The 18,200-nt window shown below is 70.5% G+C and carries 16 protein-coding genes; 10 read left to right on the top strand and 6 right to left on the bottom strand.

What is annotated here, in order from left to right:
- Positions 1 to 45: 45 nt before the first annotated feature.
- Complete coding sequence (locus OG496_RS44525; protein WP_405974895.1) at positions 46 to 1,674, bottom strand: flavin-containing monooxygenase; 1,629 nt, start codon at positions 1,672 to 1,674, stop codon at positions 46 to 48.
- 227 nt (positions 1,675 to 1,901) lie between these two features.
- On the opposite strand from OG496_RS44525, the gene OG496_RS44520 reads away from it, so the two are divergent.
- The 6 genes from OG496_RS44520 to OG496_RS44495 are packed head-to-tail and all read left to right on the top strand — an operon-like array spanning position 1,902 to position 6,814.
- Positions 1,902 to 2,297 carry a carboxymuconolactone decarboxylase family protein gene (locus tag OG496_RS44520; RefSeq protein ID WP_366429749.1) on the top strand — a complete coding sequence of 132 codons (396 nt, stop codon included), beginning with the start codon at positions 1,902 to 1,904 and terminating at the stop codon, positions 2,295 to 2,297.
- A gap of 55 nt (positions 2,298 to 2,352) precedes the next feature.
- Entirely contained in the window at positions 2,353 to 3,093 is a 741-nt protein-coding gene (locus OG496_RS44515; RefSeq protein WP_366493724.1) for an SDR family NAD(P)-dependent oxidoreductase, read from the top strand.
- Between the two features lie 44 nt (positions 3,094 to 3,137).
- A complete protein-coding gene (locus OG496_RS44510) occupies positions 3,138 to 4,343 on the top strand; it encodes an NAD(P)/FAD-dependent oxidoreductase (protein WP_405974894.1) in 1,206 nt (401 codons plus the stop codon).
- A gap of 28 nt (positions 4,344 to 4,371) precedes the next feature.
- Positions 4,372 to 4,566, top strand: coding sequence for a ferredoxin (locus OG496_RS44505; RefSeq protein ID WP_033279370.1), 195 nt, complete (start codon positions 4,372 to 4,374; stop codon positions 4,564 to 4,566).
- 50 nt (positions 4,567 to 4,616) lie between these two features.
- The gene (locus OG496_RS44500) at positions 4,617 to 5,858 is read left to right on the top strand and encodes a cytochrome P450 (RefSeq protein WP_405974893.1); all 1,242 of its coding nucleotides are present in this window, start codon (positions 4,617 to 4,619) and stop codon (positions 5,856 to 5,858) included.
- 38 nt (positions 5,859 to 5,896) lie between these two features.
- Positions 5,897 to 6,814 carry an SDR family NAD(P)-dependent oxidoreductase gene (locus OG496_RS44495; protein ID WP_405974892.1) on the top strand — a complete coding sequence of 306 codons (918 nt, stop codon included), beginning with the start codon at positions 5,897 to 5,899 and terminating at the stop codon, positions 6,812 to 6,814.
- Between the two features lie 46 nt (positions 6,815 to 6,860).
- Here OG496_RS44495 and OG496_RS44490 read toward each other — a convergent pair whose 3' ends face one another.
- The 4 genes from OG496_RS44490 to OG496_RS44475 all read right to left on the bottom strand — a co-directional run bounded on the left by OG496_RS44490 (position 6,861) and on the right by OG496_RS44475 (position 13,360).
- Positions 6,861 to 7,586, bottom strand: coding sequence for a class I SAM-dependent methyltransferase (locus OG496_RS44490; RefSeq protein WP_405974891.1), 726 nt, complete (start codon positions 7,584 to 7,586; stop codon positions 6,861 to 6,863).
- 162 nt (positions 7,587 to 7,748) lie between these two features.
- Positions 7,749 to 10,211, bottom strand: a complete 2,463-nt coding sequence (locus tag OG496_RS44485) for a SpoIIE family protein phosphatase (protein WP_405974890.1) — start codon at positions 10,209 to 10,211, stop codon at positions 7,749 to 7,751.
- A gap of 148 nt (positions 10,212 to 10,359) precedes the next feature.
- On the bottom strand, positions 10,360 to 12,750 hold the full coding sequence (locus tag OG496_RS44480) for an MFS transporter (protein WP_405974889.1): 2,391 nt from the start codon (positions 12,748 to 12,750) through the stop codon (positions 10,360 to 10,362).
- 166 nt (positions 12,751 to 12,916) lie between these two features.
- On the bottom strand, positions 12,917 to 13,360 hold the full coding sequence (locus OG496_RS44475) for an SRPBCC family protein (protein ID WP_399389462.1): 444 nt from the start codon (positions 13,358 to 13,360) through the stop codon (positions 12,917 to 12,919).
- Between the two features lie 180 nt (positions 13,361 to 13,540).
- Between OG496_RS44475 and OG496_RS44470 the strand changes: the two genes are divergently transcribed.
- The 4 genes from OG496_RS44470 (at position 13,541) to OG496_RS44455 (ending at position 17,384) form a co-directional block, all read left to right on the top strand.
- The gene (locus OG496_RS44470; protein ID WP_405974888.1) at positions 13,541 to 14,587 is read left to right on the top strand and encodes an Rv2578c family radical SAM protein; all 1,047 of its coding nucleotides are present in this window, start codon (positions 13,541 to 13,543) and stop codon (positions 14,585 to 14,587) included.
- A gap of 139 nt (positions 14,588 to 14,726) precedes the next feature.
- Positions 14,727 to 16,307 (top strand): alpha/beta hydrolase, encoded by a 1,581-nt coding sequence (locus OG496_RS44465; RefSeq protein ID WP_405974887.1) that lies wholly within the window; start codon positions 14,727 to 14,729, stop codon positions 16,305 to 16,307.
- Positions 16,308 to 16,380: 73 nt separating this feature from the next.
- On the top strand, positions 16,381 to 16,788 hold the full coding sequence (locus OG496_RS44460; RefSeq protein WP_405974886.1) for a RidA family protein: 408 nt from the start codon (positions 16,381 to 16,383) through the stop codon (positions 16,786 to 16,788).
- Positions 16,789 to 16,850: 62 nt separating this feature from the next.
- A complete protein-coding gene (locus OG496_RS44455; protein ID WP_405974885.1) occupies positions 16,851 to 17,384 on the top strand; it encodes a GNAT family N-acetyltransferase in 534 nt (177 codons plus the stop codon).
- A gap of 21 nt (positions 17,385 to 17,405) precedes the next feature.
- Here OG496_RS44455 and OG496_RS44450 read toward each other — a convergent pair whose 3' ends face one another.
- Complete coding sequence (locus OG496_RS44450) at positions 17,406 to 17,981, bottom strand: adenylosuccinate lyase (protein ID WP_405974884.1); 576 nt, start codon at positions 17,979 to 17,981, stop codon at positions 17,406 to 17,408.
- Between the last annotated feature and the right edge of the window lie 219 nt (positions 17,982 to 18,200).

Below are 18,200 nucleotides of genomic sequence, written 5' to 3'. Positions count from 1 at the left end.
ACGCCCGTGCCGCCCACGTCCAGGGCGGCACGGGCGTCCGGGCGTTCAGGCGTCCGGGGTCTCGGCCTTGGAGAGCACGAACGTCGGGAACTCGTTCTCCTTCACGGCGTTGATCGCCTCCTGGAGCGCCCACCGGCCCGTCGGGTTGAGGAGCTGCTTGACCGGCTTGCCGGGGATGTTGCCGCCGTAGAAGTAGCTGCTCTCCAGGAAGGAGGACATCGTGCTGTTGTTCATGCTGTCCGTCCACTCCTCCTCGGCGGCCTCGGTCACCTCGATGACGTCGTAGCCGTGGTCGCGCGCGTGGACGAGGGCGTCGGTGACGATCTCCACCTGGTCGCCGGCGTAGCGCGGGTTGTTGCCGGTGGCGCCGTGCGGGCCGCCGGGGAAGAAGAAGTTGGGGAAGCCGGCCGTGGCGATGCCGAGGTAGGTGCGCGGGCCGTCCGCCCAGTACTCCTTGAGCGGGAGGCCCTGACGGCCTTGCACACCAAGGCGGTTGAGGGCGCCGGTGCCGAAGTCGTAGCCGGTCGCCCAGATGATGATGTCGAACTCCTCGACACCGTCGGCGGTTTCGATGCCGTCCTCGGTGATGCGGGTGATCGGCGTGGTGTTGATGTCGACGAGCTTGACGTTCGGCTTGTTGTACGTCTCGTAGTAGCCGGTGCCGAAGGGGGGCCGGCGGCCGCCGTAGCCATGGCCCTTCGGGATCAACTTGTCCGCGGTCTCAGGGTCCTTGACGATGCTGCGGATCTTGTCGGCCATGAACGCGCACCACTCCGCGTTGACGGTCTCGTTCGACAGCATGTCCATGTAGTGCTCGGTGAGCTTGGTGAACCCCGGGCCGTTCCACCGCTCCTCGTAGAACGCCTGGCGGTCCTCCGGGCTGTCGTCGAGGCCGGAGCGCATGACGATCTGGTGCAGGAAGCCGCTCGGCGAGGTGTTCAGCGTGTCGCGGATGGACTCGAAGCTCGCCTTCAACTCCGCCTGTTCCTCAGGCGCGATGGGCCCGTTGTTGAGCGGCGTGAGCCAGTCGGCGTCCTTCTGATACACCGTCAGCTGTGCCACGTCGTCCGCGATCGCGGAGATGATCTGCACCCCGCTGGAGCCGGTGCCGATCTGGGCCACCCGCTTGCCGGTGAAGTCGATGGGGTCCTTCGGCCAGCGCGAGGTGTGGTGCTGCGCGCCGCGGAAGTCGTCGCGTCCCGGGATGCCCGGGATGAACGGCACCGAGAGGTTGCCGGTCGCGGCGACGACGTAGCGGGCCCGGACCTCGGTGCCGTCGCTGCCCCGGACGGCCCAGGTGCCGGAGGGCTCGTCGAAGACGGCCGAGGTCACCTTGACCCCGGTGCGGATGTCGCGCCGCAGGTCGAAGCGGTCGACGACGTGGTTGAAGTACCGCTCGATCTCGGGCTGGCCGGCGAACCGCTCCGACCACTCCCACTCCTCCCACAGCTCCTTGGAGAACAGGTAGCCGTAGGTGTAGCTCTCCGAGTCGAAGCGCGCCTGGGGGTAGCGGTTCCAGTACCAGGTGCCGCCCACACCGGTGCCCGCTTCGAGGAGGCGCACCGAGAACCCGGCCTCGCGGGCCTTGTACAGCTGGTAGATGCCCGTGACGCCCGCGCCGACGACCAGCACGTCGACCCGGTCGCGGACCGCCGGGTTCGCAGATTCGCTCATTTGCCCTCCAAGGCGACTGGGGCTGCGGCTCGCACATGACCCTGGTTTGATAGTTCGACCAGTCGGTCGAATATTCAGACCGAGAGTAGATGAGGGGCTGGGTCCGATCAATGGCGATGACGGAGAGAGCCTGGACCAGCCATATCCGTAACAGGGATTGATTGTACCGACCGTTTGATCTAACTTTCGCTTGGGACGAATGCAATCGCATGAACCGGGAGTCGGGCATGAGCGCCGAAGACGTCAAGGAAACCCCCGATCTGCGCGTCGCGGGCCTGAAAGCCCTGCGGGCCGCGCTGCCCGGGGTGGTTCCCGCCGAGGGCGATCTCGACATGCGGGACGGCAAGCTCGGCGAGGATCTCGTCGAGATCGGCCTGTCCACCGTGTGGGGCGCGCTGTGGGGCCGCGAGGGCCTCGCCCCGCGCGACCGCAGCCTGGTCACCCTCGGCATCCTGATCGCGCTCGGCGCCGAGACCGAGCTGAAGACCCACGTCCGGGTGGCCCTCACCAACGGCGTGACCAGGGACGAGCTGGCCGAGATCCTCTACCACTCCGCCGGGTACACCGGCTTCCCCCGGGCCGTGGCGGCCCGCACCGCGGCCCGCGAGGCCCTGGGCGAATAGCCGGACCACCGGTGTCCGGTTCTCCGGCACCGCGCACGAGCGCAAGGGAGCGCACATGTCACTGCAGGGAAAGGTCGCCGTCGTCACCGGCGGCGGTCGCGGCATCGGCCAGGCGATCGCGACGGTGCTCGCGGCCAGGGGAGCCGCGGTCGCGGTCTGGGACCTGAACAGCGAGGGCGCCGAGAAGACAGCGGCGGCCATCCAGGAAGCCGGCGGTACGGCGATCGCGGTCGCCGGTGACGCGGCCGAGGCCGGCGCCGTGGCACGGGCGGCCGCCCGCACCCGCGAGGAGCTCGGCCCGGTCACGATCCTCGTCAACAACGCGGGCATCACCGCCTACGAGCCGTTCACGAGCATCTCCGAGGCGTCCTGGGACCGCATGATCGGGATCAACCTCAAGGGTCCGTTCCTCGTCACCAAGGAACTGGTGCCCGACATGGTCGAGGCGGGCTGGGGCCGGATCGTCAACATCTCCTCGTCCTCAGCGCAGACCGGCGCGCCCGCCATGGCCCACTACGCGTCCTCCAAGGGCGGCGTCATCGCCCTGACCCGGGCACTGGCGGTCGAGTACATCGGCCAGGGCATCACCGTGAACCACGTGCCGCCCGGCTTCATCGACACGCCTCTGGTCCGCGAGGGCCCGGTGGACGTGGAGGCGGCCGCCGCCACCATGCCGATGAAACGGGCCGGCCAACCGGAGGACATCGCCTACGCGGTGGCGTACCTCGCCTCCGAGGAGGCCGCCTACGTCACCGGCCAGACCCTCAGCGTCAACGGCGGACGCTACCTGGCCTGAGCGCCCGCACAGACCATCGCACCAACGCTGCAACGGAGCCGCACATGAGCATCGAGGACGACACCGGGGCCGTGGCCCACGTGCTGGTGGTGGGCGCCTCCGCGTCCGGGCTGACCACCGTGGAGGCTCTCCGGCGCAAGGGGTACACGGGCCGGATCACGGTGCTCGGCGCCGAACCGCACGCCCCGTACGACCGTCCGCCGCTGTCCAAGCAGATCCTCTCCGGCGCCTGGGAACCGGGCCGCGCCGCACTGCGCACCGAGGAGATGCTGTCCGGTCTCGACACCGAGTTCGTGCTCGGCGACCCCGCGGTCGCCCTGGACCCGGCGGCCCGGACCGTGCGCACGGAGTCCGGGCGCGAGCTGAGCGCCGACGCGATCGTGATCGCCACCGGCGTACGGCCCCGAGTGCTGCCGGGACAGGGCGAGTTGACCGGTGTCCATGTACTGCGCACCCTCGACGACGCGCTCGCCCTGCGGACGGATCTGCTGGCCGGGTCGCGGCTGGTGGTCGTCGGCGAGGGCGTTCTCGGCTCCGAAATCGCCGCTACGGCACGGTCGTTGGGCCTGGACGTCACCCTCGCGGGCCCGCTCACAGGGCCGCTGGCCCTTCAGGTGGGCCCCCTGGTGTCGGGACTGCTGGCGGAGCTGCACACCGAACGGGGCGTGCAACTCCGGCTGGGCAACGGCGTCGTAGGGCTGACCGGTGACCAAGGCCGTGTCACCGGCGTCGAGTTGAGCACGGGCGAGGTGCTGCCCGCCGACGTGGTGGTGGTCGCCATCGGGGCGACCCCGGCGACGGGGTGGCTGGCCGACAGCGGGCTCGAACTCGACAACGGCGTGGTGTGCGACTCCCGTTGCCGGGCCGCGCCGGGGATCTACGCCGTCGGTGACGTGGCCCGCTGGCAGCACGAGGGGCTCGGCCGGCTGATCCGGCTGGAGAACCGCACGAACGCCACCGAGCAGGCCATGGCGGTCGCCGGGGCGATCCTCGGCGAGGACCGGGCCTACGAGCCGGTGCCGTACTTCTGGACCGATCAGTTCGACGCCAAGCTCCAGGTGCACGGCTTCCTGCCGGCCGACGCCGAAGTGGACGTCGTCGAGGGGGAGTTGGCGACCCGCCGGTTCGTCGCGCGCTACCGCAGCGGCGGCCGGGTCACCGGGATCCTCGGCTGGAACATGCCCAAGCAGGCCAGACAGCGCCGTCAGGAGATCGTCGACGCGGTCCCCTCCCCCGCTCCCGCCCACTGAACGACCCGGAACGATCAGGAGAGTTGCCATGAAGGTTGTCGTCGACGAGGACAAATGCGTCGCCGCCGGGCAGTGCGTCGCCGCCGCCATGGACGTGTTCGACCAGCGCGACGAGGACGGCATCGTCGTCCTGCTGAACGAGAACCCGCCCGCCGAACTGGCCGACGACGTACGGAACGCCGCGGCGGTGTGCCCCGCGCTGGCGATCCGTATCGAGGAATAGCCCCCAGCTGCATTCTCCCCCCACCCCCACCCTCATCTGGAGGAACGACCATGTCCGAGGCCGAGACGGAACTCGCCGCCCCTGACGCGGATCTCTTCGACTACCCGGGCGTGCGGGACCGCACCTGCCCGTTCGCTCCGCCCGCCGGGCTGCGTGCCCTGAACGACGAGGCGCCCGTGTCCCGGGGCCGGATCTGGGACGGCAGCACCCCGTGGCTGGTGACCGGGCACGCCGCGCAGCGCGTGATCCTGTCCGACCCGCGGATGAGCTCCGACGACAAGCAGCCCGGGTTCCCGTATCCGAACGAGGCGATGGCGGAGAACGCCCCCCATCACCCGCTGACCATCTTCAACGCCGACGGCGCCGACCACACGCGGATCCGCCGCATGATGACGGCTCCGTTCACGCGCAACCGGATGGAGAAGCTGCGGCCGGAGATCCAGCGGTTCACCGACGAGCTGATCGACAAGATGCTCGCGGGCCCGAACCCGGCGGACCTGAACACCGCGCTGTCGCTGCCGCTGCCCTCGCTGATGATCTGCGCGCTGCTCGGAGTGCCGTACGAGGATCACGAGTTCTTCCAGGAGCACGCCTCGCTGGCGACCCGGAGCGACAAGACCGCCGAGCAGGACCGGGCGGCCAACCAGGCGCTGGGCGGCTATCTGGCCGGGCTGCTCCAGAAGCGGATGGAGGAGCCGAGCGACGACGTCATCTCGGACTTCGCCGGGCGGATCAAGGCGGGTGAGGTCACCCTGCCCGAGGCCGTCATGCTGTGCATGATCCTGCTGATCGCCGGGCACGAGACCAGCGCCAGCATGATCACCCTGGGCACCGCCCTGCTCCTCCAGAACCCCGAGCAACTCGCCCTGCTGCGCGAGACGGACGACCCGAAGGTCGTCGCGAACGCGGTCGAGGAGATCCTGCGCTATCTGACGATCCCGGCGCTCGGGCAGCGGCGGATCGCCGCCGAGGACATCGAGATCGAGGGTGTGACCATCAAGGCCGGCGAGGGCATCGTCGTCGCGCTGCCCGCGGGCAACTGGGACCCGGCGGCCTTCCCCGAGCCGGAGAGGTTCGACATCTCCCGCGAGGCGCGGCACCATCACGCCTTCGCGTGGGGCATCCACCAGTGCCTGGGCCAGCAACTCGCCCGCATCGAACTCCAGGTCGTCTACGGCACGTTGTACCGCCGCATCCCGACCCTCCGACTGGCCGTCGGTTTCGACGAGTTGAAGTTCCGCCGGGACGACGCGCTCGCCTACGGCCTGCACGCGCTGCCGGTCGCCTGGTAGCCACCGGCGCTTTCACCCGCACACAACTGGAGTCACCCATGAGCGAGTTCGGCTTCGAAGGACGCGTCGCCGTCGTCACCGGCGCGGGCCGTGGCCTCGGCCGCGCCTACGCCCGTCTGCTGGCGGAGCGCGGGGCGAAGGTCGTCGTCAACGACCTGGGCGGGTCGATGGAGGGCGAGGGCTCCGACGCCGGACCCGCGCAGAAGGTCGTCGACTCGATCGTCGCCGCCGGCGGGGAGGCCGTGGCCGACACCCACGACGTGTCCACGCAGGCCGGCGGCGAGGCCATCATCGACACCGCGATCCAGGCCTTCGGCCGGATCGACGTCCTCGTCAACAACGCCGGGATCATCCGGTACGCGGGCCTGCCGGAGATCGAACTCGACAACCTGGAACGGCACTTGGCCGTCCACCTGCTCGGTTCGTTCAACACGATGCGGGCCGCCTGGCCGCACTTCGTCGAGCAGGGCTACGGCCGGGTCGTCCTGACCACCTCCAGCGGCATGTTCGGCATGGACAACAACCTGTCCTACGCCGCCGCGAAGGCGGGCACGGTCGGCATGGCACGCAGCGCGAAGCTGGCCGGAGAGCCGCACAACATCAAGGTCAACCTGATCGCGCCGGCCGCGATGACCCGGATGGGCGGCGGCCCCGAGGAGGAACCGACGGAGACCGCGGAGGGCATGCCGTACATGCCGTCGGCGGCCGTCGCGCCGATGGTGGCCTATCTCGCGCACGAGAACTGCCCGGTCAGCGGGGAGATCTACACCGCCGGCGCGGGCCGGTTCGCGCGGGTGTTCCTGGCCTCGACGGAGGGGTACGCGCACGAGGGCGGCGACGCCTCGGTCGAGGACGTGGCGAAGAACTGGGACGCGATCAACGACGAGAAGGGGTACTACGTGCCCGCGGACCTGATGGCGTGGTCCGGCTCGTTCCTCAAGCACCAGTTCGGGTAGTGCGGGTGGGGGGAGGCGGTGAGCCGCCCCGCCTCCCCCTGCCGTCTCAGGTCGTACGGCTCGCGATCACCCACTTCGACGGCAGTTCGATGCGCGCGCCGTCCGCGGTGAACTCGGTGGTGATCAGCGGCAGTTCACCGCTCGCGATGACGGTGAGACCGGCCGCGCGCAGGAGTTCCGGCACCTCCTCGTCGGAGACCTCGCCGGGGGCGATGCCGTGGCGGAAGACCGGGGCGAGCTTCGGCGGCGGCCCTGCCGGGTCCTGGGCCAGCTCGCCGAGGATCGGGCGGGCGGCCTCGGCGAGTTCGACGAGGAAGGCGTGGCCGCGCTCGCCGATGAGCGTGGCGATTCCCTCCACCAGCGGCTGCCGGTCGTCGGGCTCGGCCTGGTGCAGTACGCCCCTCATGTAGACGTTGGCGTCGCCGAGTTCGGCGTGCAGGGTCTCGACCTCGGTCTTGTCGGCGACGTCCAGCAGCCGGTAGGTCGCCTGCCCCGCCGGGTCGTCGTGCCGGGCGTGGTCGAGGGCCGCGGCGGACAGGTCTGCGCCGACGACGTGGCTGAACCGGTCGGCGAGGAAACGGGTCTGAGTGCCGTTGCCGCAGCCGAGGTCCACCATCTGCAGACCGGGGTCGCGCAACTTCGGCTCGAACAGGGCGAGATGGAGCCCCACCGTCTGTGCCGCCGCCGCGTCCCAGAAGACGGCTCCTTGTCCGTCGGGCGCCTCGCGCCAGAAACCTTCCCAGGCCTCCCGGTACCGACTGGTCACGCTCATGCCCAACTCCCCAGGATGCGAGGCCGTTCCGCCATAAGTGACGGGCCAGTACGGTCTATCGCGCCCCGGTCCCGCTCACAAGCACACGGCGCATTCCTTCACCGCTCATTCGACCGGTGTACGCCGATGTGCGCCTCGTGCGCCCCCACGGTCACCTGCGCGTCAGCGGCGCGGCAGGGTGAGTTCGAACCAGACGGTCTTGCCCGTGGTCGTACGGCTGGCGCCCCATTCGCGGGCGAGCGCGCCGACCAGGTGCAGGCCGCGGCCGAACTCGGCGTCGGGGCCCGCACTCAGCAGGGACGGCAGGGTGGGGTCGTCGTCGTCCACCTCGCACAGCAGCGTGTCGCCGCGCACCAGGCGCAGTGCGATCCGGCGGCCGTGGGAGTGCCGTACGGCGTTGGTGACCAGCTCGCCGGCCAACAGGGCGGCGTTGTCGGCGAGTTTGGCCAGGCCCCACTCGTGGAGCTGTTCGCGGACCACCGCGCGGGCCCGGCCGGCCTCCATCGGGTCGAGGGTGAGCCGCCATTCGGCGACGTCGTCCGGCTCGATGCCGTTGAGGCGGGCCATCAGGAGGGCGACGTCGTCCTTGCGGCCGCCGCGGGTGTTGAGGGTGCGGATGATGGTGTCGCAGGCGTCGTCCATGGACGCGGCCGGATGCGCGGCCGACTCGCTCAGGGCCGCGAGTCCTACGCCGATGTCCTCGCCGCGCACCTCGACGAGACCGTCGGTGCACATCACGAGCCGGTCGCCGGGCTCCACGCGCACGCGTACCGCCTCGAAGGGCACCCCGCCGACGCCGATGGGCGCGCCCGTGGGCAGGTCGAGCAGCTCGCTGCGGCCGTCCACGGCCCGCACGATCACCGGCGGGATGTGGCCCGCGTTGGCGAGGTGGAGCTCGCTCGCGATCGGGTCGTAGACGACGTACAGGCAGGTCGCGAGGTACGAGTCGCCGAGGCGCTGCGCCAAGTCGTCGAGGTTGCGCAGGAGTTGGGCGGGCGGGAGGTCCATGGCGGCCATGGTCTGCACGGCGGTGCGCAACTGGCCCATCATCGCGGCCGAGTTGAGGCCGTGGCCCATGACGTCGCCGACGACGAGCGCGGTGCGGGCGCCGGGCAGTTTCACCGAGTCGAACCAGTCGCCGCCGACCCGTCCGAGCAGCGTGCCCGGCAGATAGCGGGTGGCGATGTCGCAGCCCGCCATGCGCGCCGGGATGTGCGGCAGCATGCTGTCCTGGAGGGTCTCCGCGACACTCTCCTGGTAGGTGTACATGCGCGCGTTGTCGAGCACGAGGCCCGCGCGGGCGGCGAGTTCGGCGCCGGTGACGCGGTCCATGTCGTTGAACTCGACGCGCTCCGGGTGGCGCAGCAGGATCATGAAGCCGAGGACGACGTTGCGGGCCTTGAGCGGGACGACGAGCATGGAGCGGCCGGTGATCAGCGGCCGGATGTCGCGCTTCTCGAACTGCGAGGCGATCATGTGCCCCATCTGCTCGCTGATGCGCGGCACGAGGACGGGATCGCCGGTGGTCATGCACTGGAAGAACGGGGTGTGCGCCGGGAACGGCATGGCCTCGCCGACCGGTACGACGTCGTCCCAGCGGCCGGGTTCGTCGGTGTGCTCCAGGGCGACCCGGTGCCACATGGTGGTGGTGTCCGGCACGCCGTCCGGGAACCCCTCACCGGCGACGACCTGTTCGCGGAGATAGGTGCCGGCGACGTCCGTGAACTTGGGTACGACGGCCTTGCTGACCTCGATGATGGTCTGCGCGAGGTCGAGCGAGGTGCCGATGCGGCCGCTGACCTCGTTGAGGAACTCCAACCGCTCGCGTACGGCGACGTATTCGAGGTCCTCGCCCTCGTCCGCGGCCTCCTGCGGGACGGGCAGGCCTTCGGCGACCGCGATGGCGGCCCGTTCACGGCGCGCCTTGCGCTCGGTGCGGCGGGCGACGCCCCAGTCGGGGGTCACCGGCACCCGCTCGTTCTGGCTGAACTCCAGGACGGGATAGCCGAGTTCGAGGACCTGCGCGACGATGCGGGCGCTCTCCTCGACGCTCATGCTGGGCAGGATCTCGGGGAGCCTGCGGGCGAGTTCGTCGGCGCCGGGGAAGTCGGTGTGCAGGGCGAAGCCCGGCGCTATGCGCTCGAAGGCGCGGTCCGCCTCGGGGAGGTCCTGGCGCAGGCCGCCCGCGTCGGCGGCGAGCACCAACAGCCGTTCCTTTCCGGGGCCGACCAGGGGGTACGCCCACCACAGGACGTCCACGCGGTCCTGCTCGGGGACGCTGAGGCGGGCGCGGCCCGCGGCCGGGTAGGACAGGCGGCCGTCGAGGGAGGACTCCAGGTCGGGGCCGAGTCCGTCGTAGGCCGTGAACCCGCCGTAGGGACTGGCCTCTTCCTCGTCGGGCAGGGCGCCGGAGACCGGGAGCAGGTCGAGGGCCGTCTGGCCGATCGCCTCTTCCTTGGTGGCGCCGAACAGGCGTCGGGCGCCACGGCTCCAGTGGGAGACGAGGCCGTCACGGTCGATCAGGATCACAGCGAGGGGGACCCGGCCCGTCGCGGTGTGTTCGAGCACCACGTCGTCCCCGGCCCCGCGACTGGGAGGTGTCCCCCGCTCGATGCCACGGTCCATGGCCCAGGCCCTCTCTCCCCACGGCTCCGCAAGATCTGTGCCGCCACTCACCACGCTACGGGTGCGGCCGGTGGCGATGTGTGGCATTCCTGGAATTGGTTCCACTCCATCGCACCGGCGCACGCCTCCGCGCTCCGTGGGGCAGGAGTCAGTCCTCGTGGCCGAGCTGGAGATCGCGCTCGGTGCGTCCCCCGCCCGCCACTTGGAGCACGGTGGCCACGGGAGGGTACCCGGCGGCGATCACCGTGTACTCGCCGGAGGACAGGTCGACGAACCGGAACGTTCCGTCGGGTCCCGTGGTGAGGGTGTCCACGACGTTGCCCGCCGCGTCGAGGAGCGTCACGCGCGCGTCCTCGACGGGCCGCCCGCCGCTCGCCCTGACGGTGCCGCGCAGGACGGCGCCGCCGGCGAGTTCGACGTCCTGGCGGGTCTCGCGGGACGCCTGGACGCTGACGGGGAGCGCGGCCGGGCGGAACGCGGGCGCGCTGGCGGCGAGGGTGTACTCGCCGGCCACCAACTCGCTGATGACATAGGTGCCTTCGCGCCCGCTGCGGGTACTGGCCACGACCTCGCCGTGCACATTCGTGAGCGTCACGGCGGCCTCCCGCACCGGGGTGCCGTCCGCGGTCAGCACGCTCCCGGCGAGGCGTCCGGCGCCGCCGAGGACGACGTCCAGCTCGACCGGCCGCTCGCCTACGGTCACGGACACCGCCTGCGGCTGGTGCCCGCCGGCCGCCGCGATCAGGACGTACGACCCGGAGCCGGGCGTCGACAGCGCGTACCGCCCGTCCGCGCCGCTGGCGCCGCGCCCGATCTGCTGGCCGGAGACGTCGATGAGGGTCAGCGCGGCCCGGGGCACGACGGTCCCGTCCGGGTGCTGCACCGTGCCGCAGACGGGGATTCCGGCCGCGTACGCCGAACGGGCCTGCGGGATCGGGGAGTTGAAGGACGCGGCCTCGGACGTCTCGGCGGGGGCGTTGTGGGACACCAGCGGTTTCTCCTTGAGGAAGAAGGCGATGAGCAGGCCGAGGGCCAGCACCGGCACCAGGTAGAGGAAGATCCGCGGCATGGCGTCGGCGTACGCCTGGATGTAGCCGTCGCGCAGGGCCGGGGGCAGCGTGTGGACGAGCTGCGGGGTGATGGACTCGGGGTCGGGAAGGCCGACGCCCGCGCGCGCGGGGATGCGGTCGCGCAGGGCGTCGGCGAGCCGGTCGGCGAACAGGGTGCCGAAGATGGCGGCGCCGACGCTGCCGCCGATCTGCCGGAAGTAGTTGTTGGCGCTGGTGGCGGTGCCGAGGTCGGCGGGCCGTACGGAGTTCTGCACGGCGAGGACGAGGACGGGCATCACCATGCCGATGCCGGCGCCGAGGACGGCCATCCAAAGGCTGTACTGCAGCCGGGAGGTGTCGACTTCGAGCCGGGACAGCAGCCACATGCCGAGGGTGGCCAGCGCGCCGCCGAGGAGGGGGTAGATCTTGTAGCGGCCGGTGTGGCTGATGAGCTGCCCGGAGACGATGGACGCGCCGACGATGCCGCCCATCATGGGCAGCATCAGCAGCCCGGACTCGGTGGCGCTGGCCCCGTCGACCATCTGCAGGAAGGTCGGCAGATAGCTGGCGGCCCCGAACAGCGCGACCCCGATCACCAGGCCCACGAGGGCGGTGACGTTGAAGACGGCGTCCCTGAACAGCCTTAGCGGGATGAGGGGTTCGGGCGCGAAGCGCTCGGCGACGAGGAAGAGGACCGCGGCGGCCACGGCACCCGCACCGAGCCCGAGGATGACGTGCGAGCCCCAGGCGTACTCGGTCCCGCCCCAACTGGTCAGCAGGACCAGGCATGTTGAGGCGGCGGCGAGCAGGAGCGCGCCGAGGATGTCGAGGCGCGCCTTGACGGTCGGCTTCGGCAGCTTCAGTACGACCGTCACGACGGCGAACGTCACCACGCCGAAGGGCACGTTGATGTAGAAGCACCAGCGCCAGGAGAGGTGGTCGGTGAAGTAGCCGCCGAGCAACGGCCCCGCCACGGAGGCGAGTCCGAAGGTGGCGCCGATCAGGCCCATGAAGCGGCCTCGCTCCCTGGGCGGCACGATGTCCGCGATGATCGCCTGGACGCCGATCATGAGGCCGCCGGCGCCGATGCCCTGCACCGCGCGGAAGGCGATGAGTTGGTCCATGGACTGGGCGCGGCCCGAGAGCGCGGAGCCGATGACGAAGACGCCGATCGCGAACTGGAACACGCTCTTGCGGCCGAGGAGGTCGCCGAGTTTGCCGTAGACCGGGAGGCCGACCGTGGAGGTGAGGAGGTAGGCGGTGATCGCCCAGGACATCTTGTCCAGGCCGTGCAGTTCGCCGACGATCTTCGGGAGCGCGGTGGCGACGATCATCTGGTCGAGGGCCGCCAGCAGCAGCGCGAGCATCAGGCCGAGGAACACCAACCGCACGCGGCGCGGGCTCAGTTCGAGCTTCTCGACGGGTACGGGGACCGGCGTCTCCGGGGGTGCCGGGGCCTGTTCGTCCTGCACCAGAGTCGTCCCGCCCACGTACCGCTCCCCTCGTCGCGCCTGCCGCACAATTCCCGCTTTAGGCGACAACTGCGAGCAAGCGTGACGAGTTACGGCGTACGCCCGGCTCGAACGGAGATCCACTCGAACCGGTGAGGGACGCGGCCAGGGCTCCAACGCGCCCTGGCGGCTTGGCCCTTGGGGCCTACTTCTCGACCTCGGCGGCGAGCCTGTCGAGCACCAGGTCGTAGATCCGGCCGAGGCCCTTGGGGGCGAAGGTGCGCTCGAAGAAGCCGCCGATGCCGGTGGCACCGTCCCACGTGCTGGTCACGACGACGCGGGACTTACCCTCGCCGGCCGGGGTGACCCGCCAGGTGGTCACCATGGTGGAGTTGCGGTCCTTCTCGACCAGTTCGCCCTCGGTCGGCTCGCTGACCTCCAGGAGGCAGTCGCGGACGCGCTTGCTGGTGGCCTGGAGCTTCCAGTGGACGAGGGTGCCCTCGCCGTCGCCGCCCTCGCGCACCTCGTACTCGCTGAACTGCTCGGGCAGCACCTTCGCGCGCGTGCCGCTGTAGTCGGCGAGGGCGTCGAAGACAGCCTCCGCGTCGGCTGCGACGACCCGCTCGGTAGTCGCCTCGACCTGCGCCATCGGTTTCCTCCAGGACATGAGTCAGGACATGGGTTCTCGGGGTCGGGGCAAGCCAACCACCCCCGCCCACGGCCACCCAAATCGGGGTACCTCAAGGCGTCGGAAGCGATCGGGAATGACACTTGCACAGTAATTCGAACAAGTGTTTCACTCGGAGGGCAGGCCTACTTAGGAGGCGTCATGCGCTGGGAGAACCTCACCGTGGAGTCCGGCGGCCACAGCCGGGCGACCGACGCCGCGCTGTTCGGCGCGGACGCCGTGGTCAGCCGTACCTTCGACACACCCGAGTTCCGCGGGATCACCTTCCACGAGGTGCGGGCCCGCTCGATCATCAACCGGGTGCCGGGGGCCTCCCGGATGCCCTTCGAGTGGACGGTCAACCCGTACCGGGGCTGCTCGCACGCGTGCGTGTACTGCTTCGCCCGCAAGTCGCACAGCTACCTGGACCTCGACACCGGCCTCGGCTTCGACTCGCAGATCGTGGTCAAGGTGAACGCGCCGGACCTGCTGCGCCGCCAGCTCGGCTCCCGGCGCTGGCTGGGCGAGCACATAGCGATGGGCACGAACGTCGACTGCTACCAGCGCGCGGAGGGCCGCTACCGGCTGATGCCGGGAATCCTCGGCGCCCTGCGCGACCACGCGAACCCCTTCTCGATCCTGACGAAGGGCACGCTGATCCTGCGCGACCTGGACCTCCTGGTGCAGGCCTCCGAGGTCACCGACGTCGGCATCTCCGTCTCCGTCGGCTTCACTGACCCGGCGCTGTGGCGCACGGTGGAGCCCGGCACGCCGTCCCCGGAGCGGCGCCTGGACGCCGTACGGACACTGACCGAGCACGGCATCGACGTCGGGGTCCTGATGGCCCCGGTGATCCCCTTCCTGAGCGACCACCCGGCCCAACTGCGCGCCACCGTAAGGGCGATAGCGGCCTCCGGGGCCAGCTCGGTGACTCCCCTGGTGCTGCATCTGCGGCCCGGTGCCCGCGAGTGGTTCATGGCCTGGCTCGGGCAGCACCACCCGCACCTGGTGCGCCGTTACGAGCGGCTGTACGCGGAGGGCGCGTACGCCCCGAAGTGGTACCAGCGCCGGATCACCCGTCAGGTCCACGACCTGGCGCAGGAGTACGGCATCGGTCCCGCGCGCGCGGGGATGCCGCGCCGGATCCCCGAGCCGCCGGACCCCGCGGACGAGCCGGTGTCCGAGCCGACGCAGCTCTCGCTGATCTGAGGGCGTTCGAGCGCATCCGGCGGCCCAATTGGGTCAAGTATCGGCTGAACAGGTTCTTTCGCCCCCGGTTTTCGGGACTATGCGGCGAGGACGGACCGCGAAACCCGCTGTCCGCCGCCTCTCCGTCCTGGGAGGACGTATGAGAAAACGCGCAGCCGTACTGTGCGGTGCCGCCGTCGTCGTGGCCGGGACGGTCACCGCTCTCCCCGCCGACGCGAGCACCGCGCACCCCACGACCACCGTCCGGGCGGCGAAGCTCAGCTGGAAGAGCTGTGCCACCACGAACTATCCGACGCTCCAGTGCTCAAGCGTCAAGGTGCCCCTGGACCACGCGAACCCGCACGGCAAGCAGATCTCGCTCGCCCTGTCCCGCGTCCCGCACACCGCGAAGACGTACCAGGGCCCGCTGCTGGTCAACCCCGGCGGCCCCGGCGGCAGCGGGCTGACCCTCGCGGGCTTCGTCGCGTCCTCGCTGCCCAAGGCGGTGGCGTCCCAGTACGACGTCATCGGCTTCGACCCGCGCGGTGTCGGCAAGAGCACCCCCGCCCTCGACTGCAAGCCCGGCTACTTCAACCCGGTCCGCCCCGACTCGGTGCCGAGCACCCCGGCGTTGGAGAAGGCCAACCTCACGCGCGTGAAGGCGTTCGCAGCCGCCTGCGGCAAGAAGTACGCGAGCGTGCTGCCGTACATCGACACGATCAGTGCCGTACGGGACATGGACTCGATCCGGGCGGCCCTCGGCACGAAGAAGATCAACTACTTCGGCTACTCGTACGGCACCTACCTGGGCGCCGTGTACGCCAAGCTCTACCCGGAGCGCGTGCGCCGCCTGGTCCTCGACTCCATCGTGGATCCCACCGGTGTCTGGTACGACGACAACCTCGGGCAGGACTACGCCTTCAACGACCGCCAGCAGGCGCTCATGGCGTGGATCGCGAAGTACAACACGACGTACAAGCTCGGCACCGACCCGGCCAAGATCGAGGCCAAGTGGTACGCGATGCGGAAGGCGCTCGCCAAGAAGCCGGCCGGCGGGAAGGTGGGGGCCTCCGAACTGGAGGACACCTTCATCCCCGGCGGGTACTACAACGGCTACTGGCCTTATCTGGCCGAGGCGTTCGCGGCCTACGTGAACGACAAGAACGCCGATCCGCTGGTCGAGACGTACGAGAACTTCGCCGCGATCGACGCCTCCGGGGACAACGGGTACAGCGTCTACGCCTCGGTGCAGTGCCGTGACGCGTCCTGGCCGCGCGACTGGAACCAGTGGCGCAAGGACAACTGGGCGGCCTACGACAAGGCGCCGTTCATGGTGTGGAACAACGCCTGGTACAACGCGCCGTGCGCGTTCTGGCCGACGCGGTCGAAGGAGCCGATCAACATCGCCAACGGCAAGCTGCCGCCGGTGCTGCTGTTCCAGGCGACGAACGACGCGGCCACTCCGTACGAGGGCGGCGCCACGGTCCACCAGATGCTGGCCGGTTCGAGCTTCGTGGTCGAGCAGGGCGGCGGGAACCACGGCATCACGCTGAGCGGGAACGCCTGCCTGGACAAGTACCTGGCGACGTATCTGACCAACGGGAAGGTGCCGCGCAGCGGCGGCGAGGTCGACGCGGTGTGCCAGAAGACGCCGGACCCGGAGCCGTTGACCACGGCGAAGGCGGCGACGAGCACGGCGCACGGCTCGACGCTGCACGGGCTGCTGGGCTTCCGAGGCTGAGCACGTACTGAAGATCAACCGCCCGTCGGGGGCGGGAATCCTCACTGTCAGACCCATGGTCCACCATGGACGCATGAGTGAACTGACGAGGATTCCCGCCCCCGACGGCGTCGCCCCCGCGACGGCCTACACGCACGTCGTGACGGGCACCGGCCGCTTCGTCGCGATCTCCGGCCAGCTCGCCCTGGACGAGGACGGCAAGCTCGTCGGCGAGGGCGACGCGGCGGCACAGGCCCGTCAGGTCTTCGAGAACCTCCGCCGCTGCCTCGACTCGGCGGGCGCCACCTTCGACGACGTGGTCAAACTGACCTTCTACGTCACGGACATGGCCCACATGCCGGCCATCCGCACGGCCCGCGCCGCCCACATACCCGACGACCGGCTCCCCGCCGCGTCGGCCGTACAGGTCGCCGCGCTGGTGCGACCGGAGTTCCTGATGGAGATCGAGGCGTTCGCGGTGGTCGCCGAACAAGCCGAGTAGTTCGGAGGCAGGCACGGCTAATTCGGAGGCGGGCCCGGTCGCCACCTCCCTAGGGTGCCGCCATGGACGACGCCGAACCCCTCCACATCCGCCCCATGACCCTCGCCGACTGCGACCGCGTCTCCGAAATCCGCGTCCTGGGCTGGCAGTTCGCGTACCGGGGCCTCATGCCGCAGCCCTTCCTCGACGCCCTCAGCGCGAAGGCCGACGCCGAGCGCCGCCGGGCCCGATTCGGGCAAGGGGACGGCAGCGTCCTGAACCTGGTCGCGACGCGGGGCACCGAACTCATCGGCTGGGCCGCGATCGGACCGTACCGCGACGGTGAACTCCGCACCGGAGAGGCCGAGTTGTACGCCATCTATCTCGACCCCCGGTACGTGAGCACCGGCGTCGGCCGGGCCCTCCTGCAGGAGTCCGTACGGCAGTGCGCGGCCCGCGGCCACGACCGCGTCCTCCTCTGGGTCGTCCGGGGCAACGCCCGCGCCCGCCGCTTCTACGAGCGCGCGGGCTTCCGGGCGGACGGAGCGGAGGAGCCGTACGAGGTGGCGGGGGTCGCGGTGCCCGAGGTGCGGTACGTCAAGGAACTGAGGGACTGAGCACCGCACCGGGCCAACGGCTCACCGCTGCCGCGGAATCCGCCCCAGCGCATGCACCGCCGCCTCCGCCAGTGCCGGGTGGGCCAGCGCGTCGTTCAGCACCGGTCTGGCGCGCGGGTCGGCCAGTTCGCCCAGGCCCTCCACGCAGGCGAGGGCCACGCGGCGGTACGGGTCGTGCGGGCGCAGGCGTCGTTGGAGGGTGGTGATGAGCGCCGGCACCGACTCGGGGGCGTGGAGGTCGGTCAGGAGGCGGACGGGGTGCAGGGCGTAGGCGACGCGGAGTTCGTTGGTGGCGAGGGCGGCGGCCGCGCGGGCGGTGCGGGGGTCGTCGAGGCGGGCCAGCGCGTACGCGGCGGAGGCGCAGCGCTGCGGGTCGCGGTGGTTGAGGAGGAGGACCAAGGACTCGAAGGCACGTCGGTCGCCGACGAGGCCGAGGCGGAACGCGGCCAACTCCCTTGCCCACAGCGGATGGCCGGGGGCGGTGAGGACCTCCGCCAGTTCGTCGAGGCCGCCGGTCGCCACGAGTCGCTCGTACGGCACCGCCCCTCCCGACTCCCGCCGTAAGCGCTCCGTGAGTGATCGCAACTCTTCGTCCATGAAACCGAGCCTATGGGTGTCGTCAGGAGCCCGGGACCTACATCACAAACTCGGGGGCTGGCGCGCTCGTTACTCACCGGTTAAGCTCAGGTGAGCGAGTTACCCACTCGTGTATCTCCTTACGGCGGCCTGGTGACGCAGCCGCCGTGAGTGCAGTCGGTTCGGTGCCTCGTGTACCGCGGTACGACCAGGCCTGGGACAGGGCCGGTCGGAACTCTC

Source organism: Streptomyces sp. NBC_00988 (assembly GCF_045162645.1).
Lineage (GTDB): Bacteria > Actinomycetota > Actinomycetes > Streptomycetales > Streptomycetaceae > Streptomyces.
This window is presented reverse-complemented; position numbering and strand designations above follow the sequence as displayed.